This is a genomic window from Kibdelosporangium phytohabitans (assembly GCF_001302585.1).
Classification (GTDB): Bacteria; Actinomycetota; Actinomycetes; order Mycobacteriales; family Pseudonocardiaceae; genus Kibdelosporangium; species Kibdelosporangium phytohabitans.
The window spans coordinates 2,141,093-2,162,369 of the sequence record NZ_CP012752.1 but is presented as its reverse complement, the minus strand read 5'-3'; the positions used below and the strand labels follow the sequence as shown (position 1 = coordinate 2,162,369).

Genomic DNA, 21,277 nt, shown 5'->3' with positions numbered 1-21,277 from the left:
TAGTGCCGCGCCTATCACCAAGCAGGGCGAAGATGTGAATCAAACTGCCGATTCTCGCCGAGAAGTTGCCGGTCGCCGATTGAGTTCACACGCTCAACCGCAGCTCAGAGCATGTGTGAAGCTGCCGTTGAACGGCGTTCGGAAGTATAGGGAATCTTCACTCTAGATCCACTGAACGAGACTAACGTTCTAAATACCCGGAAGGCGTATTACGGCATCGGGGGGTATGTCGTAATACGCGCCGGGCACCGATGGACAGCTCACAGGTCCTCGACCGGGGGTACGCCGAGCGCGGTGTATATCGCATCCGCGGCACCGCGCTCGACCATCGCCTCCCCCGTCTCCCCCAGGCCGCGCAGGACGAGGCATTTCGCCTGGCGCGCCCACGCCTCCACCAGCCGCTGGCCGGTTTTCCGGGCGATCGTCAGCGCCTGCTGTGCGTGGTCGTAGGCCCTGGAGAAGTCGTTGAAGGCCAGGTGGCCCAACGCGAGCACCGTCAACGCTCTGGCTTCCAGCAGGCGCATACCGGAGTCACGCATCACGGCCAACGCATCGCGTGCCGCCGTGAGCGCCTCGGCGACGTGTCCCGACCGGCGCAGCGCAGCGGCCATCCCGATCAGGACGGACGTTTCGCCGTACCGGAACTCGATGTCCCTGGCCAGTTGCAGCGCGTCCCGGTAGTGGCCCAACGCGATGTCCGTGTGACCGCGTCGCATGTGGGCGGTCGCCACGATGTCCAGGCCGCTCACTTCGTGACGCCGCTCGCCCAGCTGTCTTCCTTGCGTAATCCCCGTACGCGCCAGCACGACCGCGCGCCGGTATCGCCCCGCGTCGCAATGGGTCTCGGCCAGGCAGATGATCGTGCTCACCTCGCCGTGCCGGTCGCCCAGCTGACGGCACGTCGCGAGCGCGCGAAGGTGACACTGCACGGAGTTGTCCAGCTCACCCATGGCCCAATGCGCGAGCCCCGCGCCGTTCAACGCGCGCGCCTCCACGTACCGGTTGCCCAGGTCGCGGGCGAGCGTGATCGACTGCTTGTGCCAGCTCAACGCCTGATCCGGCCGGCCGAGGGACAGCTGCGCGACGCCGACGTAGTTCAAACCGGTCGCCTCGCCAACGCGATTTCCGGTCTCACGGTGGATGGTCAGCGCTTGTGAGTAGTAGCTGGCCGCCTGGGCGGGCCTGCCCAGCTGGGAGTGCACGCGCCCGAGGTTGTGCAGGGACGCCGCCTCACCGGCCCGGTTGCTGATCTGCCGGTTGAGGGCGAGCGCTTCGTTGTGGTGGGTGATCGCGCGCTGGTAGTCGCTGAGGTTGTAGTAGACGAGGCCGAGGATGTCGAGCATCGACGCCTCAGCGAGCCGGTCGCCTTCCTGTCTGGCCGCGTCGAGCGCCACATGGCAGATCTCCAAGCCGTCGACTCCGTGTCCCCGGCTGATGAAGTACCCGCGCAGCACGTCGGTGATCTGCCAGGCGTATCTGCGCGGCCCGTTGGCCGCCGCCCAGTTCGCCGCGGCGATCAGGTTCGGGCGTTCGGCGTCCAGCCAGCTGATCGCCTCGGTCTCGTCGGCGAGCACGACCACGTGCGCGCCGTCGGCCATCTTGGGCACCGGCAGCCGGGAGGTGTCCGGGAAGAGCAGGCTCGTCGCCGCGTGGGCGGTGTGCAGGTAGAAGTCGAGCAGCCGGTCCAGAGCGACCGTGGCGTCGTCTTCACGTGCGCGCAGGCTCGCGTATTCGGCCAGCAGGTCGTGCAGGCTGTAACGGTCGCCGGGTTCCGGGTGCACGAGGTTGGCCGAGACGAGGTGGCCGAGACCGCGGCGCACCTTGGCCGGGGTGCCGCCGGTCATCGCGATCGCCTCGTCCGGCGAGAAGTCCGTGCCGGGGATCAGGCCCAGGAGGCGGAAGAGGTTCTGCGAGTCCGGTTCGAGCTGGGCGTAGGACAGGTCGAACGCCGCCTGGACCGCGCCCTGCTCGTCGCCTTCGACGCTCAGCCCGGCGAGCCTGCCGTGCCTGCGGAGGTCCGCGGTGTACGCCGCGATCTCGGTGTGTGGTCCGGAGTTGATGTTGGCCGCTGCGATGCGCAACGCCAACGGCAGATAGGCGCAGGCTTCGAGCAGTTCGGCGACCGACGCCGCCTCGTCACGCATCCGGTCCTGGCCGACGCTGCGCGCCAGCAGCGCTTTGGCTTCGTCGGGATGCAGGCCGTCCAGTGCCAGCCTGTAGGCGCCTTCACGTGCCGACAACCCGCCGAGCCTGCCCCGGCTGGTCACCAGGACCAGGCAGCCCGCGCTGCCCGGCAGCAACGGCCGGACCTGGTCGACGCCGCTGGCGTTGTCCAGCACGATCAGGACACGGCGGTTGGCCAGCAGCGTCCGGTACAGGCCCATTCCCTCTTCGACGTCGATCGGGACCTGTTCGGCGGGAACCCCGAGCGCGTGCAGGAATCGCGACAGCGCGTCGAGTGGCCGAACTGGTGCGCCAGAGGCGTAACCGCGCAGGTCGACGTACAACTGGCCGTCGGGATACCGGCTGCGCACCCGGTGTGCCCAGTGCACGGCCAACGCTGTCTTGCCGACACCCGCGATGCCCTCGATGGTCACAATGACCACCGCACTGGCCTGGCTGCCCTCGGGGACCAGGGCATCCAGCGCCTCGAGCTGGGCCTCACGACCGGCGAACCCGGTGACGTCCGCCGGCAGCTGGGCCGGGATGCTGCGGCCCGGTGAGGGCGCCACCAGAGTCGTGGCCGGTGATTCCCGCTGCAGGATCCGCAGGTGGGCCTCGCGCATCTCCATGCCGGGCCGGACGCCGAGTTCGTCGGCCAGGCGGTCGCGGACCTCACCGAACAGGCGCAGCGCGGCGGCCTGCTGCCCTGACCCGGCCAGCGCGAGCATCAGCCGCGCGTTGAGTCCTTCGTGCAGACCGCCGTGCAACGGGTCTTCGCCGGTCAGCCGTTGCAGCTGGACCGCGGCGTTTTCATGCTGGCCGAGCTTCATGGCCAGGTCGGCGTAGCTCAGGGCTGTCGCGAGGCGGCGCTGTGCGAGGGCCATCGCGGCTGGGTGCTGGCGCAACCGGTCGGGCATGTCCGACAACACGCCACCGCGCCAGCACTGCAGCGCTTCGACGAACGTCGCCTCCGCGGTGTGCGGGTCGTCGCCGGCAAGCACGCGGGCACGGGTGGCCAGCCCGTCGAACCGCAGGACGTCCAGACCGGCTTCGTCGACTTTCAGCAGGTAGCCGCCGTGTGCGGCGGTGATCGGCTGGGCCGGGTCCAACGAACGTCTAAGTCGTGCGACATATGTATAGACGAGGTTCAGCGAGGACTTCGGCGGGTGTTCGCCCCACAGCACGTCCACGATCTCCTCGCGGGTGACGACCCGGTTCGGCTGCAGCGCCAGCAACGCCAGCAGTGATCGGGGCATCGACGGTCCGATGTCGACCGGTCCCGCGCCCGTGCGCACGCTCAACGGCCCGAGCGCGCCGATCCGCAATTCGTCGCGGCCGTCCAGGACCAGTCCGACGACCTCGGCGAGCCTGCGCATCGAGGCAGGCCGTGGCTTGGCGACCCGGCCCTGCTCGATGTACCGGACCGCACGGACGCTCACCTCGGCGCGATCGGCCAACTCCTGCTGGGTCAACCCAGCGCGGACTCGGTGAGCGCGAAGCAGCTCACCCAATTCGTTCGGGCCGGACGCCATGGCGTTGATCCTGCCCGAACAACCCGGCCAGCCATACCGGATCTGAGGGCCACCCTTACCGCGATGTCGCGGGGTGAACGGTACTTTCGGCGTGTGCGCAGGTTGCTGGGGGTGCTGGCGGTCACGGTCGCGGCATTGACTTTTGGAATAGTCGCGTCCCGTCCGGCGCCGCCACCTGGCAGTCTGCCGTCGGACGGTCCGCTGGCGGCTGACATCGGGGCGGCCGCGCGCACTATCGAGGCGCTATTGGACTCCGCGTCCGGCATCGATCCGATCGCGCTGCTACCCGCCGATTTCACGGCGGTGGAGAAGGTGGTGCCTGGTCGGCTGCGTGCGCCTGACGGGACGATGCGCGCGGTCCACGTGGACGGCGGTTGCTCGACACCGATGGGCGACGAGAACACCCGGTGGGATTACAGCGTCGGCTGCAAGGCGCACGATCTGGGCTACGACCTGCTGCGTTACGCCGAGAAAAAGGGCCACCCGTTGCCGGCGGACCTGCGCCGCAGACTGGACGACCAACTGTCCAGGGACATGCACAAACAGTGCGAGCTCAACCCGAAGGACTCCGCGGGCACGTGCCAGATCGTCGCCGACGTGTACACGGCCGGGCTGGTGGTCAACTCGTGGCACCAGCGGTGGGGCCCGCCACGCGCGGAGCCGATCTCGTCGTGGGCGGTCGGTTTGGTCGTGGTGGTCATGCTGCTGGCCGGACGGCCGCCGTGGAGTCGTTTGCGCAGGTCATCCCCCGGCTCATCAGATGCGCCACCCGTTGACTACATGTCGATGCTGCGGGTGGTGAGCATGGTCGGGATCGTGGTGGGCGAGACCGTCCTCGCGTTCACGCACGCCGGCGGCTTCTGGTTGCTGCGGCTCGCGCCGTTGTTGTTCTTCGCCGGTGGCCACGCCAACCTCATGGCGTGGCGCTCCTCTGGTCACGACTACGGGTCGTATCTCGCGATCCGGATCCACGCCCTGCTCAGACCGGTGTTCGCGTTCGTGCTGGCCTGGTTGCTCATCCCGCTGACCCTCGAACTGCTCGACGTTCCAGAGGACACGATCACGTCGGTCGGGTCGCTGGTCCTTGAACCGCTGTGGGTGCTCGGCCTGTTCCTGGTCACGGTGGCCGCGTGCCCCGCGATGCAGTGGTTGCGTGAACGGTTCGGTGCCGCGGTCCCCCTGGTCCTGCTGACTGGTTCGACAATCGTGCACGTCGCCGGGTCGACCGACGCGTACCTCCTGGCCAGTGGGCTGCTGCTGGCTCTCGGATTCGGCCAGCTGGCATTCCACTGGGAGGACGGCTCGCTGCGCCGGATCCCGCGGCCTGTGCTGTTCGGCGTGGCCGGTACGGCGCTGGTCGCGTTCGTGGTCCTCGGATACTTGCCGCTGCTGGGTATCGCGCAGGTCAGTCTGGCGTGCACGGTCCGGTCGTTCGACTGGGTGCCGGTGCGGGTTGTCGGTTTCCTGCGGTCCAGGCCGATGACGGTGTATCTGGTGTACGTCGGGATCGTGCTGGTGTTCGCCGGTCTGACCAGCTCGGTCGGATTCGACTGGTTCACCCGGCCGCGGACGTGGCTGGCGATCTCGATGATCACCGCGGCGACGTTGGTGGCCTTCCTCTGGTACGAGCGGCGACCGCGTCCGATGGCCGATCTGCCGGGCCCGATCAACGGTGTGCAGACGCTGGCGTGCGCCCTCGGCGTCGGCTACGCGACGCTCGGCGTACTCGGATTCGCCGTGACCGGCGTGAACTGGCAGGTCGGCGCGCCAGCAGTGTTCGGTATGGCGTTGGACCCGATGGCCAACCTGATCCACCTGATGCTCGGCGGTTACCTGCTGCACGTCGTGCACAGCGGCAAAACTGGCAGAACATGGCCATGGCTGCTCACAGCGGCCGCCTGCATCCCGCCGATCATGTCCACGTGGAGCGTGTCCGGCGCTGTCGTGCACGGCGCGACCGTGGTGTTGGCGTTGGCGGTCGCCGGACATGTCACGGTGATCAGAATGCGTGACAGAGCGAGCATCGCGAACGCTGGGTAATCTCGTATGGATGTGGCGCACGCAACGCGCCACATCGGTACCGACGGAGTCACCGCTGGTCAGAGGGGTCGAGTGACCGGTCAGATCGGCTGCGGCACGCCGTACCGTGACGTGGTCGACACCTCGGCCGCGATGGTATGCCACCCTACCGGTCAACCGGATGCCCTCCCGGTGCGTCCACTAGGTAGTCGGGGACAGGGCATAGCCGAGCTGACAGGAGAGGTAGTTGGAGTACGGGCCGCCTAGGTCGAGCGGCCGCGCTGGCGACCAGGGACGAGGAGGACGTCCGGTACCGCCGCGTGGCCAGCAGGGTGCGCCACCCAGGCGACGGGTGCCGCCACCTGGTCGTGACCAGCTCCCCTCATCTCGCCAGCCCGCGCGGCCGTCGAGGCGGGACGAGGATTTCCGGGATGAAGGCCCACGTACGCGGATGGCTCCGTCCCGCGAACGCGCGTCGGAGCGTGAGCGTGCACGTCCGCGAGTGGCCGGCGAGCCGCGCCGTCCGAAAATGATCGGCGGCAAGGTAGCGGTCGCGGTGGTCTCGTTGATCCTTCTCGGCGCCACCGGCTACGGCTACAACAAGTACAGCGAGATCGTCGACGGCTACACGACCGCGAACGTGATCGACGGGGACGCGGGCGGCCCGAAACCGGCCGACGGCGCGACCGACATCCTGCTGGTCGGCCTGGACAGCCGGGTGGACGCCCAGGGCAATCCGCTGCCCAAGGAGCAGTTGGCGAGGCTGAACGGCGGCAAGGCCGACGGCGAGCTGAACACCGACACGATCATCCTGATGCGCATCCCGAACGACGGCAGCAAGGGTATCGGCGTCTCGATCCCGCGTGACTCGTACGTCAACATCCCCGGCGGCTACGGCAAACACAAGATCAACTCCGCGTACGGCCGCGGCAAGCTCAGCGAGATGCGCAAGCTGAAGAACCAGGGCATCAAGGACCAGGCGAAACTGGAGGTCGAGTCCAGCAAGGTCGGCGCGCGGACCCTGATCGACACGATCCAGGAGCTCACCGGCGCACGGATCGACAACTACGCCGAGGTCAACCTGCTCGGCTTCGCCGATATCACCGACGCGGTCGGCGGCGTCCCGGTCTGCCTGGTCAAGGCGGTCAACGACAGCTTCTCCGGCGCCCGGTTCCCCGCCGGTGAGCAGGAGGTGTCGGGCCCGGCGGCGCTGTCGTTCGTCCGCCAGCGGCACGGGTTGCCCAACGGTGACCTGGACCGGATCGTGCGCCAACAGGTGTTCATGAAGAGCATGGCCACGAAGGTGCTCAGCGCGGGCACCCTGACCGACCAGAGCAGGCTGGACAAGCTGCTCTCCGCGATCAAGAAGTCGATCGTGCTGAACCAGGGCTGGAACATCGTCCAGTTCGCCAAGCAGATGCAGGGCATGTCCGGCGGCGCGCTGGATTTCCGGACCATCCCGACCGGCCGTCCCGACCTCAAGACCCCGGAGGACGGGGACGCGGTCGAGATCAAGCCCGCCGAGGTGAAGACGTTCGTGCAGGGCCTGCTCGGCGGCGGGCAGGCAAGTCCGTCGAGCGGCGCGCCGTCCCCGTCGGACAAGCCCGGCAGCTCGGACAACAAGGCGATCACGGTCGACGTGCGCAACGGCAACGGCAAGACCGGGCTGGCCAACCAGGTCTCCGAGGCGCTGGGCGGCAAGGGCTTCACCGCCGGCGAAACCAGCAACGTGAAGGCCAGGACGACGACCGTGATCCGCCACGCGCGCGGTGAGAAGGAAAGCGGCGACAAGGTCGCCGCCGCACTCGGCGGGGACTTCACAGTGGAGCAGGACACCACCCTCACCAAGGGACATGTGGCCGTTTTCCTGGGCAAGGACTACAAGGCGACCAGTGGCTTCGCAGGACAGCCACTACTGCAGCTCGACCCCGCTCCCGCGCTCACCCAGCAGCAACCTGGCGGGTCGGCGCCGAGGATCGGCTCCAACGGCGCGCCGTGCGTCAACTGATCGACCTCGGGTCACCGCGCTCCGAGGTCACTCGTTCGGCGTAACACGGGGAAGAAAAAGCTACTTCCGCGTAAGAGTGCCGCTACTGGCGAGTTTCACCTGTGTGTTGTTCGACGTGGTTGTGTACCAGCGGGTGCTCGGGGACGAGATCCGCAGGCTGCGTAAGAAGCGCGGTCTGACTCGCAAGCAGCTCAATCGCCGCTTGCAGAGCGACATCTCGCTGCAGACGCTGGCAACCTACGAACTGGGCACCCGGCAATGTTCGATGGTCCGGTTCGTGGAGATCTGCCTGGCGCTGGACGAGCTCCCCCACGAGTTGATCGCACGCGTGCACGAGCGGGTGTTCACCGACTCGCCACGCGGCCGGGTCCGGATCGACCTGCGCCAGGTCGTCTGCGACGACCATCCCGAACTGCTGCCGCTGCGGCGCTGGGCGCGGGACAGACTCGACCACCACCCGGCGGGTCACACCGCGGGTGCCGCCGAGGTCCACCTCGATTTCGCCGCATTGGAACGCATGGCCGAACTCTGCGGGTTGGACACCGTCGACCTGATCGGACTGTTGCGCCGGATCGGTGGCGCACCCAGCGAGCCGCCGGTCTACGTGGACCACGGCGACGATCACCACGGCGACGATCACGACGGCGAGGAGCACAACGGCCACCACAGCGCCGGCAACGGAAGCGAACGCAACGGCGCCGGCTGACCGGCCGATGACAGCTGCACGGCCTCGTGCCGCGGGACCTCCCTGGCATCCCGCGACATGAGGCCGTGTGTGTTCAGGCCGAGCCTTTTCAGTGGAGCTTCACAGCGGCGCTATGAAGCCCACCTGAATGGTCGGCAGGTCCAGCTTCAGATCGGCCGCGGAGCCACGGGCCTACCTGATCAACTCGAAGTCGGCCGGGTCGACTGAGCGCGTCTCCAGCCAGTAGCGCCAGGTGAAGCCCGGCCACACGGTCCGGTTCACGCCCATCGAGTCCAGGTACCAGCTCTTGCACCCGCCCTGCGTCCACACACCGTTGACGAGCTTGCGCTGAATCCGGTCATTGAAGCCGTCCTGCACAGCGGGCTTCACGTTCAACGCTTTCGCTGCACTGCGCTCGACGAGTTCGATGGCGTCGGCGACGTACCGGATCTGGGACTCGATCATGAAGACGACCGAGTTGTGCCCGAGCGCGGTGTTCGGGCCGAGCAGGAAGAACAGGTTCGGGAAGCCGGAGACCGTGATGCCCTTGTGGGTCTGCATCCCCCGGTCGCTCCACACCTTGGCCAGGTTCTTGTCCTCCAGCCCGACCACTTCCAGCTCGTCGAACGCGTCCGTGACGTGGAAGCCGGTGCCGAAGATGATCGCGTCGACCTGGTGCTCTGTGCCGTCCGCCGCGATCACGCTGTTCTCGCGCACGTGTGTGACGCCTTCGGTGACCACGTTGACGTTGTCACGCGCGAGCGCCGGGTAGTAGTCATTGGAGATCAGGACTCGCTTGCAGCCCATGGTGTAGTCCGGCGTCACCTTGCGGCGCAACTCGGGGTTGCTGATCTGGCGCGCCATGTGCCGGCGAGCGAGCCATTCCCCGGCCTTCATCAAACGTGGATTGCCGTTGAACCCGATGGCCCGCGCCTCGAGCAGCCAGTAGATGGCGTTGCGGTACAGCCGCTGCGCGCCGGGCACCGACTTGAACACCCGCTTGGTCCACTCCGGCATCGCGTGGTCCGGCTTGGGCATGATCCACGGCGGTGTGCGCTGGAAGAGCGTGAGTTCGGCCACGTCCGGGGCGATCTGGGGCACGAACTGGACCGCGCTTGCACCTGTGCCGATCACCGCGACGCGCTTGCCGCGCAGGTCGACGTCGTGGTTCCACTCGGCCGAGTGGAAAACCTCGCCCTTGAAGTCCGGCAGGCCCGGCAGTTCCGGGATCCGCGGGATGTGCAGCCCGCCCATACCCGAGACGACGAACTTGGCGACGTACTCGTCGCCGTTGCGCGCCCGCAGGTGCCAGCGGTTTTCGTCCGCGTCCCACCGCGCGCCGACCATCTCGGTGCCGAACCGGATGTACTCGCGCACGCCGTACTTGTCGGCGACACGGCGCAGGTAGTCCCAGATCTCCGGCTGCGGGGAGAAGGACCGGCTCCAGTCCGGGTTCTGTTCGAACGAGAACGAGTACATGTGCGACTGCACGTCGCAGGCACACCCCGGGTACGTGTTGTCCCGCCACGTGCCGCCGACGTCCTGTGCCTTCTCCAGGACCAGGAAGTCCGTCCGGCCCGCCTTGCGCAGCTGGATAGCCATCCCCAGGCCGGAGAAGCCGGTGCCGACCACAACGACGCCGGTCTCGTAGCGCTTGCCCATGTGACCTCCAAGCCTGCAGGGCCCACCGATGTTACCGATAGTAGGTTACTTCAAGTAGGTAACGGTAGACTCAAGTTGTGACAAGTGCGGAGACCAGGACCGAACGCCGCCGCCGGATGCCACGGGCAGACCGGGAACGGCAGATGATGACGATCGCCGAAGCGGTCTTCGCCGAGCGCGGTTACGCCGCGACCTCGATGGATGAGATCGCCGACCGTGTCGGCGTGTCCAAGCCGATGATCTACGAGTACTTCGGCTCGAAAGAGGGCTTGCTGGTGGCGTGCATCCGGCAGGTGCGCACCGAGTTGCGGGAACAGACCGCCCAGTCGGTGATCGGCGCGCGCTCGCCCGAGGAGGCGCTGCGCAGCGGCCTGCAGGCGTTCTTCCGGTTCACCGACGACCACCGCCGGTCATGGGAGCTGCTGCTGCGGACCGAGACGGCCGTGGTCGGCCCGGCTGCCGTCGCCGAGATCGAGACCGCCCGCCAGGAGCAGATCCAGCTGCACATCGCGCTGTTCTCGGCATACATGCCCGACACGGACCAACGGTCGCTCGAAGCTGCCGCCGAGATCCTCGTCGGAGCGTGCGAGCGACTGTCCGTCTGGTACGTCCGACATGACGATGTGACACCTGAGCAAGCCGCTGAACACATCATGCGGATGACGTGGTTCGGCCTTCGAGGCGAACTCGCCCACCAAGATGACCACCCTCAGTAGCAGATCCGCGTGAGGGGTAACACTCTGGATCGATCACCCGCTGCTGAAGTGTCGAGATAGGCTCGTAAGACGTCTAATGGTGACGAGCAAGCTCGACGAAGGAGCCGCGGCGAGAGGGGCCGGCCCATGATGGAACCGATCGAAGCGAACTACGTGCCGGATGGCGACGACTGGACCATCACGATCGTCGGCAGGGGAAAAACCCTCACCGCCACAGCACCAGGATTGATCGCGGCGCGCGACCGAGCCGACCAGCTGGTCGACGAACTCGCAGGCGACGAGAAGAACCGCACGGTGGTCCACCGGCTCGACGGCGACGCGCTGGAGTTCACGACGGCGTACTTGAACGCCCGGCTGGCCAAGCCGCAGCACGTCGACGCATCCCCGGACGGCAAAGCGGCCACGCCCGCCTCAGGCGCCGGGAACGCGACCGCGGAGAAGGGCAAACCCGGGCAGACCGAGCCCGCTGAGCAGGCCACCTCCGCGAAGGCCCCCTCCGCGAAGGACGGCACCGAAGGCGCCGGTGAAACCGCGGGGGACGAGCCGGCGGAAGCGACTACCGGCTCGTAGTCCCCACGAGGTGGCTCAGCGGAAGAGCCGCCGGACGACGACGACCGCGACCAGCACACCGACGCCGATCAGCGCGGCCTTCACCCGCGGGTCGTCGAACTTCGACTTCACGCTCGCCGTGGCGTCGTCGACCAGCTTCTTCGGGTTGGCCTTCTCGCTGAGCTGGTCGAGTGTGGACGCCAGCGCGTCACGGGCCTGCTCGATGTCGCGCTGAATGGTGTCAGGATCGCGGGCCACATGTCCTCCAAAAACTGGCTGGCTCTCGGCGCACCACGGTAGATCACCCGGCCCGCACCCGCGGCCCCGGGATATGACCGGCGCCGAACAGGCCACCGCCCACAACCACTAGGCTATGGCCCGCGAAGTCGAAGAGGGGCCGTAGCCCAATTGGCAGAGGCACACGGTTTAGGTCCGTGCAAGTGGGGGTTCAAGTCCCCCCGGCCCTACGTTCTCAGGCCGACCCCGCTCGGTGGCCGTCCCACCTCGCCGGGTCGGCCTGTCGTCCTTCGGGGGCCGAGGCGCACGTTCGATGGTGCGTGCTCCTCACGAATCAGCCAGGCAGCACTGACCCGGGGACCGACTGCGCCGCTGGCGTGATGGCGTGACCATGGGGCTTGACCAGGGCTTTCAGGTCAGGGACGGCCAGTGCTGTTCAGGCGATCTTCACAAAGGGCGGGTGAACGCCACGATCCCTTCATCAGCGTCGGTCTGGTCGCCCAGCGTGACCGTGGGGCGTTCCTTGCCTTGGCCTCGCCGCGAACTCGTCGCCGGTCTTGGCCGCGTAGAGCGTCGTCTCGTAGGTGAAGTTGCGCAGGAGTGAGCACCTGACCGGCGTCCGACGCGTCGACACCGACCCGAACAAAGCAGCCATCAGCGGCTCGATCACACGAACGTGGGTGAACACGGGGAGGTCCTTGACACGCACCAGGAGTGGACTCCTGGGTTTCAGCGAACGACCGCGGCAATCGACGTACGGCTGTGGTGAGCAGTGCCAGTCCGCACAGCGCCATTGCGTATCCGTTGCGGTCGTGCCGTTCACGTCTGCCGGAACACAGTGGACATATTCGTGATCATTAATTCCCGTTTGGACACTCCGTATTCGTTTATGCGGTTGAAAAGCCGCACCATTGGGCGACTTGTGCGAGGCGCCCGGTCGCGCCAGGGTTCAACGCATGACATATCGAGATCTGACCATCCGGGTGCTCGGTGATTTCAGCAACCGGCAGTACGCGAGCCTCGCTTACGAGGTGGGCCTGCGTCTCGAGGCCGCGGGCCTCGGCAAGCAGGCGATTCTGATGACCGACGGCAAGATCTCGGGCACCGAAATGGACTCGGCGTACTCCACACGGGACACCACACCGCCTGTGCGGGTCAAGAATTGATTGTGATCAATCGACGGCCATCCGGCTGCCCATAACGACTCGTTCCGGAATCCTGATCACCTCGCCGAATTGTCCGGCCCGCGCTGTACGGTTGCGACCGTAGGGGCGCTGCGGGAGGCATCGGTGATCGAGTACGGCGGTTCAGGGGATCCCTCACGAAGTCTCGCGTTGCTGTGGCGCACGACCGAACGGCAAAGCCGGGGCGCCAAACCCGCGCTGACCGTCGACCGGATCGTGCGAGCCGCGATCGAACTGGCCGACCAGGAAGGCCTCGCGGCGCTGTCGATGCGCCGGGTCGCCGAGCAGCTCGGTGTCGGCACGATGTCCATCTACACCCACGTGCCCGGTAAGGGCGAACTGCTGGACGTCATGGTCGACACCGTCTACGGCGAGACCACACGCCCGGACATGGACGGCAGGTCGTGGCGCGAACGACTGGACCAGGTTGCCCGAGAGAACCTGGCCCTTTATTCGCGCCACCCCTGGCTGCTGCACGTCCAGACGACTCGCCCGCCGCTCGGGCCGAACTTGATCGCCAAGTACGACTACGAGCTGCGGGCGGTCACCGTCACCGGGTTGAGCGAGGTCGAGATGGACGCCGTGCTCACCCTCGTCCTGCAGTACGTGCACGGCGCCGCTCGCGTCAGCGTGGAGAAAACCCAGGCCGAGCGCGTGACCGGAATGACGGACAACGACTGGTGGGCGGCGCACCAGCCGTTCCTCGCCCAGATCGGGGACGCGGAGAAGTACCCCGTCGCGGCGACGGTCGGCGCAACCGCCGGTGCGGCGTTCGACGGCACGATCGATCCGGACTTCGCGTTCGAGTTCGGGTTGAGCCGCTTGCTCGACGGGATCGAGGTGTTCGTCAGCCGCTCAGCTGATCGCCCCAGCCGCCCTGCACCATAGTCTGGAACAGCCACTGGCCGTCCTTTTTGACCAGGAGGTCCGCGTAGCGCACCGACTGGGCGACGCCTTCGATCGTGAAGGTCGCGTCGGTGACGACAAGAACCAGTTGCTTGGTCAGGAAGATCGGCGAGCGGTTGGACTCCATCTTCATGTCGCCCGCGCCGCCGACCACCTGGGACATGCTCTCGATGAACTGCTCCCGGGTCTGTTGTGCCGCACCGCCGTTGCCCGACTCGTCGCTGTCGCTGACGATGTTCAACGGGAACATCGCCATGTCTGCCATCTGCTCCAGTTCAGCGTTGGCGACGTGCCCGTCGTACTTGGCGAACCACGCTTCGACGCTCGCCACGTCCTCGGCCGACGGCTCGAACGTGCCACTGGCCGCCACTGCTTCCGGAATCTCAGCCATACCCCTGCCTTTCCACTCTTGCCGTACAGTGTACGGCAAGGTTCGGCGTAGGAGGATCGGCCCATGACCGACCGGCACATCGTCGACGTGCACCTGCTGTTGATCAGGGACGGTGAGCTGCTGCTGAGCCGTCGCCGTGATCCCTCACCCCGCTTCGACGGCCAGTGGCACCTGCCGTCCGGCAAGCTCGACGCGGGCGAGTCGGTGCTGGACGCGGCGGCACGCGAGGCCGAGGAGGAGGTCGGAGTCCGGATCGAGCACGGCGACCTCCGGCACGTGCACACGTCGCACGTGACCAGTTCCGGGATCGAACCGCGGCTCGGGCTGTTCTTCGAGACGCTGCGCTGGACGGGCGAGCCGGTCAACCGCGAGCCGCTGAAGTGCTCCGAACTCGGCTGGTTCGGACTGGACGACCTGCCGTCCGACATGATCGAGTACTCGGCGGCCGGTGTCCGCGCGTACCGCGCCAATCAGGGGTTCGCCCTGCTCGGATGGCCGAAAACCTGACGTGGCCGATTCCGCGCGCCACCAGAATGGACCACGTGACACAACTGCGGACGGCGCACACAGCCGACCTGGACACCGCCACCAGGGCCACGATCCGGGACCTGATGACAACGGGCTTCGACGGTGACTTCTCCGACGAGGACTGGAACCACGCCCTCGGTGGCATGCACGCCCTGCTGTGGGACGGGCAGGACCTGATCGCGCACGGCGCCGTAGTGCAGCGGCGCATGCTTGTCGAAGGACGCCCTCTCCGCGCCGGCCATGTCGAGGCAGTGGCTGTGCGCCCTGACAGGCGTCGCCAAGGACACGGCGGAACCGTCATGGCAGAACTTGAGCGCATCGTGCGAGGTGCGTACGACCTAGGTGTCCTGGGCGCCAGTGATGACGGTGCGGCGCTGTACAGGTCACGCGGGTGGCAGCTCTGGGAAGGACCGTCCTCGGTGGTCACGCCTGACGGCCTCGCCCGTACCGAGGACGACGACGGCAACATCTACGTGCTTCCGGTGGCCGTCCAGTTGGACCTGTCCGGCGCGATTGCCTGTGACTGGCGAGACGGCGACGTCTGGTGACCACAGGTACGTTGTGGACATGACGACGCCCGGGTCACTGCCGCAGCGCACGGTCTGCCATGGCTGCCGTCAGGTCACCCACATCCGGCTGGAGGACGAGGACGACATGGCCATCCTCCGGCCGATGACCGTGCCCGGTCAGGGCTCGATCTACCACGAGATCGCACCGGGTGTGATGGTCGAACGGCCGTGCCCGGTCTGCGGCGAATCCGACGACGCGGGCTGGATCGAAGGGTTCACCCCACCCGTCTGATCCCCGGTGGCTGTTCTCGGCGGCCATGCCCAGGACCGCCGGCTCCGACGAGCGACCACCCGGAATCTCCGGCCGCCTGACCCCCTGTCTGGAATCCCAGCCACGCGATGCTGACCGGCCGGATCACGGGCACACACCTCGCGTTCGGCGGATTCCCGTTCCGGTGATACTCCACCTAGTGGCTTGACCATTCCGGACAAACTGACACCATGTCGGAGGACTGGTGGACAGGAGGTCTGGACCATGCGGGCACTCGAGCCGCTGCGGCGGGCGCTTCGCGTGGTCGACTGGTTCGAGGCGCGTGGCGTCTACGTCCCCGGTGAGGACAATCACCCCGTCTCGCCGTGGCGGGACTTCGGCTGGCTGATCGCCTCGTGGCTGATCACCGTCGGGCTCTTCGTCGTGTTCTTCGCCATGGCGGCCTGAACCGGCCGCACGGAGTGTCGATGGTCACTCCTGGTGCCTTTTCGGTTACGGATTGGCCACATCACGACACCAGCTCCGACTCGACCCGGGCATCGCTGTGGGTATTTCCCGCGACAAGCCCCACGCTGTGGGAGTCGTACCTCCTTCCTCCCCATAGGCCGAAAGCAGGAACCTGTGAGACCCGTCGGACTCGCGGTCGCCGCATGTGTAGTCGCCATGCTGGCAGCCGGGTGCAACGCGGGTGTGATGAGCAGCGCGAGCGCGACCGGGGTCTCCCCCGCCGCCGCGCCGAACGCCATCTCCGACCACCCCGCCAAGTTCGGTGAGCGCAGGACGATCAGCAGCGGGTCCTTGATGGTCACGGTGCTGGCGCCGAAGTCGTTCGTCCCCGGGAACACCGCGTACCCACAGTCGCCGCGCGCCGTCGCGTTCGAGGTCGCGCTGGAGAACCTGGGCAGCCGGACGTACCGGCCCGCTCAACTCGTGGTCAAGGCGACCGGCCCCGCGGGCAACACTGTGGATCCCGTCGTCGACAAGGCGCAGGGTTACGCGGGCGGCGTCAACGCCGACGCCGAGGTGCCACCTGGCAAGAACGTCCGGGTGACGTTCGCGTTCGCGGTGCCGGCCGATCCGATCGACCTGACGGTCACCGTGCAACCGGACATGGCGGCCGCCGGGGACCGCGCCGAGTTCGAGGGCACCTCCTGACCCGGGTACCTTCAGCGGCTATGAGCGAGCAGAAGAGGCTGGCCGTCGGCGATCCGGCTCCAGAGTTCACCCTTCCCGACAGCACCGGCAAGCCGGTGTCGCTTTCGGACTACCGCGGCCGGTCGGTCGTCGTCTACTTCTACCCCGCCGCCGGCACGCCCGGATGCACCAAGCAGGCGTGCGACTTCCGGGACAACCTGGCCGAGTTGAACGACGCCGGTTTCGACATCGTCGGCATCTCGCCGGACAGCCCGGCGAAGCTGGCGAAGTTCGTGGAGGCCGAAGGGCTGACCTTCCCGCTGCTGTCCGATGAGGACCGCTCGGTGATGACGGCGTGGGCGACGTTCGGCGAGAAGCAGAACTACGGCCGGACCGTGATGGGCGTGATCCGTTCGACGTTCATCGTCGACGGTGACGGCAAGATCACCAAGGCCGCCTACAACGTCAAAGCGACCGGCCACGTCGCAAAATTGCGGCGCGACCTGGGCGTCTAACTTTCTCCACCGGTGGCTCAACCTCAGGACCAGCAGCCGCATCGACGCGCTGACGTGCCCGAAAGTTGAGTCCGGGAGGAATCAACTTGTGATCCCGCCTCAGGCGTTTGCGGGGCATGAGGCGGACACCTTGGACGTTGGCGGCGGTCGCGCTGGCGGCCGCCGTGGCAGGGCTCAGCGGATGCGCCACGCCGCAGGCGAGCTCACAGCCCACGCAGGAGATACCGATCCTGACCGGTTCACCGGACACGCCGGCGCCACCGGAGTGGTCCGGCATGCCGAGCAATCAGTTGTCCGCCGCCGGGTCGGCCACGACACCGGCGGCGGCGTCCAACCCGGGACGTCCGGCCAGGAGCCTCAATCTCGACGAGGTGGTCCGCCGGGTCGCGAGGACGGAGAAGGCCGCCGCGGTGGTCGTGAAGGACCGCACCTCCGGCGACGTGCTGCTGTCGGAGAAGGCCGACCGCTCGTTCTACGCGGGCTCGCTGGTCAAGCTGATGGTCGGGGTGGACGCCCTGATGCGCCACCCCGGGGACAGCAGGGTCGCCCAGGAGATCACCTACATGATCAAGCGCAGCGACGACTCGACGTGCAACAAGTACTGGGTGTCCGAAGGCGGTGGCGTGGCGATCCTCAGCCGCATGCGCCAGCAGATGGGCCTCAGGGCGACCAAGGCACCGGCGGACCCCGGGCAGTGGGGCAACACCGTCATCACGGCCAACGACATGGTCCGGGTCTACGAGTACATCGTGGACAAGGCACCGGCGGCGGTCCGGACGGTCATCCTCGACGGGATGTCCGGCGCGACCGAGTACGGGTCGGACGGCGTGCGGCAGTGGTTCGGCATCCCTTCCTCCGGCACCAAGCACCAGTGGGCCGTCAAGCAGGGCTGGACGACCAGCGGCAACGGCCAGATGTCCGTGCACAGCACCGGCCTGGTCGGGAAGAACTGGCAGTACGTCGTGATCCTGCTGACCGAGCACCCGGAAGGCCAGAAGTTCGAGGTTCCGATGCGTTCGGTCACCGCGGCCGCCGCGGCTGTCGCGCCGTATCTGACCTGAGCGCAGGTCAGTCGCTTGTACCAGGGGGAGACCAGTTGTACATCTGGCTAACTGACCGCAGCATCACCGAGGCAGGCACCAGTTTCATCACCTGGTCCCTGGCGGCGGCCACCACGGCGGAGGTCGTGAGCCCGATCCGGCCTGCCTGACGTGACCTCGTGACGATCGACTGGGTCCGGCGTAGACGCAGGCTGTCGTAGTGGGCCAGCGACCCGGCGAGGTCACCGCTGCGGGCGACCGCGCCGAGGGTCACGGCATCCTCCAGCGCCTGGCACGCTCCTTGGCCCATGTTCGGGGTCATGGCGTGCGCGGCATCGCCGACCAGTACGACCGGCCCGTGCACGTACGACTCGAGCTTGGGCAGGTAGGTCAGGTCGTGCCGGAGGATCTTGTCCGGTGCCGCCTCGCCGAGCAGCTGCGGGATCGGGTCAGCCCACCCGTCGAATCTGCGGTGCAGTTCGGTGAGCTCACCGTCCGGACTCCGGCCTCCGGCCGGGACGGCCGCGGCGGCGAACATGTACACCTGGTCCTTGGGCAAGGGCACGAGGCCGAATTCCTCGCCGCGCCCGTAGAACACGCCGGCCACGTCGAGTTTCCTGCCTGGGCGGTCGAGAACCGTGCGCCAGGCCGTCGCACCCGCGTAGACCGGGTCGGTGCCCGGCCAGAACCGGGACCGCACAACACTGCGATGCCCGTCGGCCGCGACCAGCAAATCCGCAGGTGACTCGCCATGGCTGTGTGTGACGACCACCCCTCGCCCGGTCAGGCGGACCCCGGTGATCTTCGTGCCCGTGCGCAGGACACCGGGTGGCACTGCCTCGATCAGGGCCGCTTGGAGCTCCGCCCGGTGCAGCGCCACCGCCGGGCCGAACTTGCGGTCCAGCAAGGACGTGTCGGCGCGGATCAGCCAGTTGCCCCGGGAGTCCAGGATCCCGCCGCTGCCCGCCAGCAGGCCGACGTCACGGACGCGGTCGCCCAGACCGATGTGGTCGAGCGCCCGCAGCGCGTTCGGCCAGAGGGTCAGCCCGGCGCCCACCTCGCTGAGTTGGGGCGCCTGCTCGTGGACCTCGACGTCCCACCCCGCGCGGGTCAGCGCGATGGCGGTCGCGAGGCCGCTGATTCCCCCGCCCGCGATCACCGCTGTGGCCACGGCGTCCCTCCTCTACATCTGTAGAGGACTCTACACTTGTAGAGTGCCTGACCGCCGAGCCGACCTGCTGGATGCCGCGATCGTCACACTCGCACGCGAAGGCATGCGGGGGCTCACGCACCGCGCCGTCGACCGGGCGGCGGGAGTGCCGGAGGGGTCCACCTCGTACTACTTCCGCACCAGGGAGGCGCTGCTGGCCGCCCTGCTCGACCACCTCGCCGCATTGAGTACCGCGGAGATCGAGACGGTCCGGAGCGAGGATCTCGACGCGGTCGCCGGGCTGATCGAGCACTGGGCGACCGTCGGACGCGACCGCATGATCGCCCGGTTCGAATTGACCCTCGAGGCCGCGCGGCGGCCGCATCTGCGTGACGCGCTGGAACAGCTCGGCGGCCGGTTCCGGTCGATGGCCGAGGATCTCCTCGCCACGATGAACGTGCCAGACCACAAGCGCCGTGCCGCGAACCTGGTGGCTCACGTCGACGGCCTGCTGTTCGACCAGATCGCCGGGGCTGGATCGGTCCGATCCCGCGACGATCTGCGGGACGCGCTCATCCCGTTGTTCGCTGCCGCCACGGCCGATCAAGAGCTGTGAAGCCCAGCTTCACAGGAATGGCCGGTCGGCTTGTGAAGGTCAGCTTCACAAGCCGTTGGCCGGCCAGGCCTCAGGACGACGCCAGGGCCCGCAAGTGCGGAAGCAGCAGGTCCAACGCCCGGCTGCGGTGCGAGATCCGGTCCTTCTCGGCCGAATCGAGCTCCGCCGAGCTGCGGGTCTCGCCTTCCGGCACGAAGATCGGGTCGTAGCCGAAGCCGTTGGTGCCCCTGGCCTCCCGGATGATCCGGCCCGGCCACACACCCCGCACCACGACGTCCTCCCGGCCGGGCACGACAAGCGCGAGCGAGCAGACGAACGCCCCTCCCATGCGCTCGTCCGGCACGTCACCGAGCTGGTTGAGCACGAGGTTCAGGTTGGCCGAGTCGTCGCCGTGCGAACCCGCCCACCGGGCCGACAGCACACCGGGCATGCCGTTGAGCGCGTCCACTTCGAGGCCCGAATCGTCGGCCACCGCGGGCAGCCCGGTGGCTTTGACCGCGTCCATCGCCTTGGCGTGCGCGTTCTCCTCGAACGTCGCACCGGTCTCGGGCGCCTCGGGGTACTCGGGCACGTCATTGAGGCTGATCACCTCGATGCCCGAGATGCCTGCGCCGACCAGGATCCGGCGCATCTCGACCAGCTTCTTGGCGTTTCGGGTGGCCAGCAGCAAACGCGTCACGGCTACTTCGCCTTCTTCTTGCGCGGCGAGGGCTCCGGCAGCTCACCGGGATACGGCTGCGCGAGCGCCTCGGCCTGCAACCGGCAGAGCTTCTCGGTACCGGCCAGCGCCAGGTCGAGCATCTGGTCGAGGGTGGAACGGGCGAACGTGGCGCCCTCGCCGGTGCCCTGCACCTCGACGAGAGTGCCCGCGTCGGTCGCGACCACGTTCATGTCGACCTCGGCGATCGAGTCCTCTTCGTACGGCAGGTCCAGCCGGACGCGGCCGTTGACCACCCCGACGCTCACCGCGGCGATCGCGCACGACAGCGGCTTCGGATCGGCGAGCCGGTCGGCCGCCGCGAGCCACGTGACCGCGTCCGCCAGGGCGACGTACGCGCCCGTGATCGCGGCTGTGCGAGTACCGCCGTCGGCCTGGATCACGTCGCAGTCGATCATGATCGTGTTCTCGCCGAGCGCCGACAGGTCGATGCACGCCCGCAACGAGCGGCCGATCAGCCTGCTGATCTCGTGCGTGCGGCCACCGACGCGGCCCTTGACCGACTCGCGGTCGCCGCGGGTGTTGGTCGCCGACGGGAGCATCGCGTACTCGGCTGTCACCCAGCCCAGCCCGGAGCCGACCCGCCAGCGCGGCACGCCTTCGGTGACGCTCGCCGCGCACAACACCTTGGTGTTGCCGAACTCGACCATCACCGAACCGGCCGGCCACTTCTGGAAGCCACGCGTGATCCGGACTTCCCTCAGCTCGCCATCGTTCCTGCCGTCACTTCGCGCCACCCGGCCA

The 21,277-nt window shown here is 67.7% G+C and carries 21 protein-coding genes, 1 tRNA gene and 2 pseudogenes; 16 read left to right on the top strand and 8 right to left on the bottom strand.

Features of this window, described 5'->3' with window-relative positions:
- Positions 1–260 precede the first annotated feature (260 nt).
- Both AOZ06_RS09915 and AOZ06_RS61985 read right to left on the bottom strand, forming a co-directional pair.
- Entirely contained in the window at positions 261–3,272 is a 3,012-nt protein-coding gene (locus AOZ06_RS09915) for an ATP-binding protein (RefSeq protein WP_236952163.1), read from the bottom strand.
- Positions 3,273–3,287: 15 nt separating this feature from the next.
- Positions 3,288–3,695: pseudogene (locus AOZ06_RS61985) on the bottom strand (helix-turn-helix domain-containing protein); the annotation flags it as partial.
- A gap of 93 nt (positions 3,696–3,788) precedes the next feature.
- On the opposite strand from AOZ06_RS61985, the gene AOZ06_RS09910 reads away from it, so the two are divergent.
- The 3 genes and pseudogenes from AOZ06_RS09910 to AOZ06_RS56090 form a co-directional block, all read left to right on the top strand.
- On the top strand, positions 3,789–5,735 hold the full coding sequence (locus AOZ06_RS09910) for a phospholipase A2 (RefSeq protein WP_169798892.1): 1,947 nt from the start codon (positions 3,789–3,791) through the stop codon (positions 5,733–5,735).
- Positions 5,736–6,243: 508 nt separating this feature from the next.
- The gene (locus AOZ06_RS09905; protein WP_054289163.1) at positions 6,244–7,722 is read left to right on the top strand and encodes an LCP family protein; all 1,479 of its coding nucleotides are present in this window, start codon (positions 6,244–6,246) and stop codon (positions 7,720–7,722) included.
- Positions 7,723–7,825: 103 nt separating this feature from the next.
- Positions 7,826–8,305: pseudogene (locus tag AOZ06_RS56090) on the top strand (helix-turn-helix transcriptional regulator); the annotation flags it as partial.
- Between the two features lie 294 nt (positions 8,306–8,599).
- On the opposite strand, the gene AOZ06_RS09895 reads toward AOZ06_RS56090, so the two are convergent.
- Positions 8,600–10,069 (bottom strand): flavin-containing monooxygenase, encoded by a 1,470-nt coding sequence (locus AOZ06_RS09895; protein WP_054289162.1) that lies wholly within the window; start codon positions 10,067–10,069, stop codon positions 8,600–8,602.
- A 77-nt stretch (positions 10,070–10,146) separates the two neighbouring features.
- Here AOZ06_RS09895 and AOZ06_RS09890 point away from each other — a divergent pair, with 77 nt between their 5' ends.
- Positions 10,147–10,785 carry a TetR/AcrR family transcriptional regulator gene (locus AOZ06_RS09890; RefSeq protein ID WP_335338376.1) on the top strand — a complete coding sequence of 213 codons (639 nt, stop codon included), beginning with the start codon at positions 10,147–10,149 and terminating at the stop codon, positions 10,783–10,785.
- A gap of 126 nt (positions 10,786–10,911) precedes the next feature.
- Positions 10,912–11,355, top strand: a complete 444-nt coding sequence (locus AOZ06_RS09885) for a hypothetical protein (RefSeq protein ID WP_063810002.1) — start codon at positions 10,912–10,914, stop codon at positions 11,353–11,355.
- A gap of 15 nt (positions 11,356–11,370) precedes the next feature.
- Here AOZ06_RS09885 and AOZ06_RS09880 read toward each other — a convergent pair whose 3' ends face one another.
- On the bottom strand, positions 11,371–11,592 hold the full coding sequence (locus tag AOZ06_RS09880) for a DUF3618 domain-containing protein (protein WP_054289160.1): 222 nt from the start codon (positions 11,590–11,592) through the stop codon (positions 11,371–11,373).
- A 135-nt stretch (positions 11,593–11,727) separates the two neighbouring features.
- Here AOZ06_RS09880 and AOZ06_RS09875 point away from each other — a divergent pair.
- The 3 genes from AOZ06_RS09875 to AOZ06_RS09860 all read left to right on the top strand — a co-directional run bounded on the left by AOZ06_RS09875 (position 11,728) and on the right by AOZ06_RS09860 (position 13,643).
- Positions 11,728–11,801: transfer RNA gene (locus tag AOZ06_RS09875), tRNA-Leu, on the top strand.
- 726 nt (positions 11,802–12,527) lie between these two features.
- A complete protein-coding gene (locus AOZ06_RS09865) occupies positions 12,528–12,737 on the top strand; it encodes a hypothetical protein (RefSeq protein ID WP_157232945.1) in 210 nt (69 codons plus the stop codon).
- Positions 12,738–12,860: 123 nt separating this feature from the next.
- Complete coding sequence (locus AOZ06_RS09860; protein ID WP_054289157.1) at positions 12,861–13,643, top strand: TetR/AcrR family transcriptional regulator; 783 nt, start codon at positions 12,861–12,863, stop codon at positions 13,641–13,643.
- Here the strand turns inward: AOZ06_RS09860 and AOZ06_RS09855 are convergent.
- Positions 13,603–14,052 carry a hypothetical protein gene (locus tag AOZ06_RS09855; RefSeq protein WP_054289156.1) on the bottom strand — a complete coding sequence of 150 codons (450 nt, stop codon included), beginning with the start codon at positions 14,050–14,052 and terminating at the stop codon, positions 13,603–13,605. The two genes, AOZ06_RS09860 and AOZ06_RS09855, sit on opposite strands and share 41 nt — an antisense overlap.
- A 63-nt stretch (positions 14,053–14,115) precedes the next feature.
- Here AOZ06_RS09855 and AOZ06_RS09850 point away from each other — a divergent pair, with 63 nt between their 5' ends.
- From AOZ06_RS09850 to AOZ06_RS09820, 7 genes are all read left to right on the top strand, one after another.
- Positions 14,116–14,559 carry an NUDIX hydrolase gene (locus AOZ06_RS09850; RefSeq protein ID WP_054289155.1) on the top strand — a complete coding sequence of 148 codons (444 nt, stop codon included), beginning with the start codon at positions 14,116–14,118 and terminating at the stop codon, positions 14,557–14,559.
- 26 nt (positions 14,560–14,585) lie between these two features.
- Positions 14,586–15,128: a GNAT family N-acetyltransferase gene (locus tag AOZ06_RS09845; RefSeq protein WP_063810001.1), complete on the top strand. Its 543-nt coding sequence runs from the start codon at positions 14,586–14,588 to the stop codon at positions 15,126–15,128.
- A 19-nt stretch (positions 15,129–15,147) separates the two neighbouring features.
- Positions 15,148–15,381: a hypothetical protein gene (locus AOZ06_RS09840; RefSeq protein ID WP_157232944.1), complete on the top strand. Its 234-nt coding sequence runs from the start codon at positions 15,148–15,150 to the stop codon at positions 15,379–15,381.
- A gap of 243 nt (positions 15,382–15,624) precedes the next feature.
- Positions 15,625–15,807, top strand: coding sequence for a hypothetical protein (locus AOZ06_RS09835; protein ID WP_054289153.1), 183 nt, complete (start codon positions 15,625–15,627; stop codon positions 15,805–15,807).
- Positions 15,808–15,981: 174 nt separating this feature from the next.
- Positions 15,982–16,515, top strand: coding sequence for a hypothetical protein (locus tag AOZ06_RS09830; RefSeq protein WP_157232943.1), 534 nt, complete (start codon positions 15,982–15,984; stop codon positions 16,513–16,515).
- 20 nt (positions 16,516–16,535) lie between these two features.
- Positions 16,536–17,009 carry a thioredoxin-dependent thiol peroxidase gene (gene bcp, locus AOZ06_RS09825; RefSeq protein ID WP_042182920.1) on the top strand — a complete coding sequence of 158 codons (474 nt, stop codon included), beginning with the start codon at positions 16,536–16,538 and terminating at the stop codon, positions 17,007–17,009.
- 116 nt (positions 17,010–17,125) lie between these two features.
- Positions 17,126–18,070, top strand: a complete 945-nt coding sequence (locus AOZ06_RS09820) for a hypothetical protein (RefSeq protein WP_157232942.1) — start codon at positions 17,126–17,128, stop codon at positions 18,068–18,070.
- Between the two features lie 7 nt (positions 18,071–18,077).
- Here the strand turns inward: AOZ06_RS09820 and AOZ06_RS09815 are convergent, their stop codons facing one another.
- Complete coding sequence (locus AOZ06_RS09815; RefSeq protein WP_054289150.1) at positions 18,078–19,220, bottom strand: FAD-dependent monooxygenase; 1,143 nt, start codon at positions 19,218–19,220, stop codon at positions 18,078–18,080.
- Between the two features lie 43 nt (positions 19,221–19,263).
- Here AOZ06_RS09815 and AOZ06_RS09810 point away from each other — a divergent pair, with 43 nt between their 5' ends.
- Positions 19,264–19,815: a TetR/AcrR family transcriptional regulator gene (locus AOZ06_RS09810; protein WP_218921962.1), complete on the top strand. Its 552-nt coding sequence runs from the start codon at positions 19,264–19,266 to the stop codon at positions 19,813–19,815.
- Positions 19,816–19,885: 70 nt separating this feature from the next.
- Here AOZ06_RS09810 and rdgB read toward each other — a convergent pair whose 3' ends face one another.
- Together rdgB and rph are read right to left on the bottom strand one after the other, a co-directional pair.
- Entirely contained in the window at positions 19,886–20,494 is a 609-nt protein-coding gene (gene rdgB / locus AOZ06_RS09805) for an RdgB/HAM1 family non-canonical purine NTP pyrophosphatase (RefSeq protein WP_054289149.1), read from the bottom strand.
- A gap of 2 nt (positions 20,495–20,496) precedes the next feature.
- Positions 20,497–21,270, bottom strand: coding sequence for a ribonuclease PH (gene rph / locus AOZ06_RS09800; protein WP_054289148.1), 774 nt, complete (start codon positions 21,268–21,270; stop codon positions 20,497–20,499).
- Positions 21,271–21,277: the final 7 nt, after the last annotated feature.

Excerpts from the sequence above, each read along its gene's own strand:
- AOZ06_RS09855 (WP_054289156.1), bottom strand. The coding sequence starts at position 14,052 with ATGGCTGAGATTCCGGAAGCAGTGGCGGCCAGTGGCACGTTCGAGCCG.
- bcp (WP_042182920.1), top strand. The coding sequence starts at position 16,536 with ATGAGCGAGCAGAAGAGGCTGGCCGTCGGCGATCCGGCTCCAGAGTTC.
- AOZ06_RS09850 (WP_054289155.1), top strand. The coding sequence starts at position 14,116 with ATGACCGACCGGCACATCGTCGACGTGCACCTGCTGTTGATCAGGGAC.
- AOZ06_RS09835 (WP_054289153.1), top strand. The coding sequence starts at position 15,625 with ATGCGGGCACTCGAGCCGCTGCGGCGGGCGCTTCGCGTGGTCGACTGG.
- AOZ06_RS09820 (WP_157232942.1), top strand. The coding sequence starts at position 17,126 with ATGAGGCGGACACCTTGGACGTTGGCGGCGGTCGCGCTGGCGGCCGCC.
- AOZ06_RS09905 (WP_054289163.1), top strand. The coding sequence starts at position 6,244 with ATGATCGGCGGCAAGGTAGCGGTCGCGGTGGTCTCGTTGATCCTTCTC.
- AOZ06_RS09865 (WP_157232945.1), top strand. The coding sequence starts at position 12,528 with ATGACATATCGAGATCTGACCATCCGGGTGCTCGGTGATTTCAGCAAC.
- AOZ06_RS09840 (WP_157232944.1), top strand. The coding sequence starts at position 15,148 with ATGACGACGCCCGGGTCACTGCCGCAGCGCACGGTCTGCCATGGCTGC.
- AOZ06_RS09885 (WP_063810002.1), top strand. The coding sequence starts at position 10,912 with ATGATGGAACCGATCGAAGCGAACTACGTGCCGGATGGCGACGACTGG.
- AOZ06_RS09845 (WP_063810001.1), top strand. The coding sequence starts at position 14,586 with ATGGACCACGTGACACAACTGCGGACGGCGCACACAGCCGACCTGGAC.
- AOZ06_RS09895 (WP_054289162.1), bottom strand. The coding sequence starts at position 10,069 with ATGGGCAAGCGCTACGAGACCGGCGTCGTTGTGGTCGGCACCGGCTTC.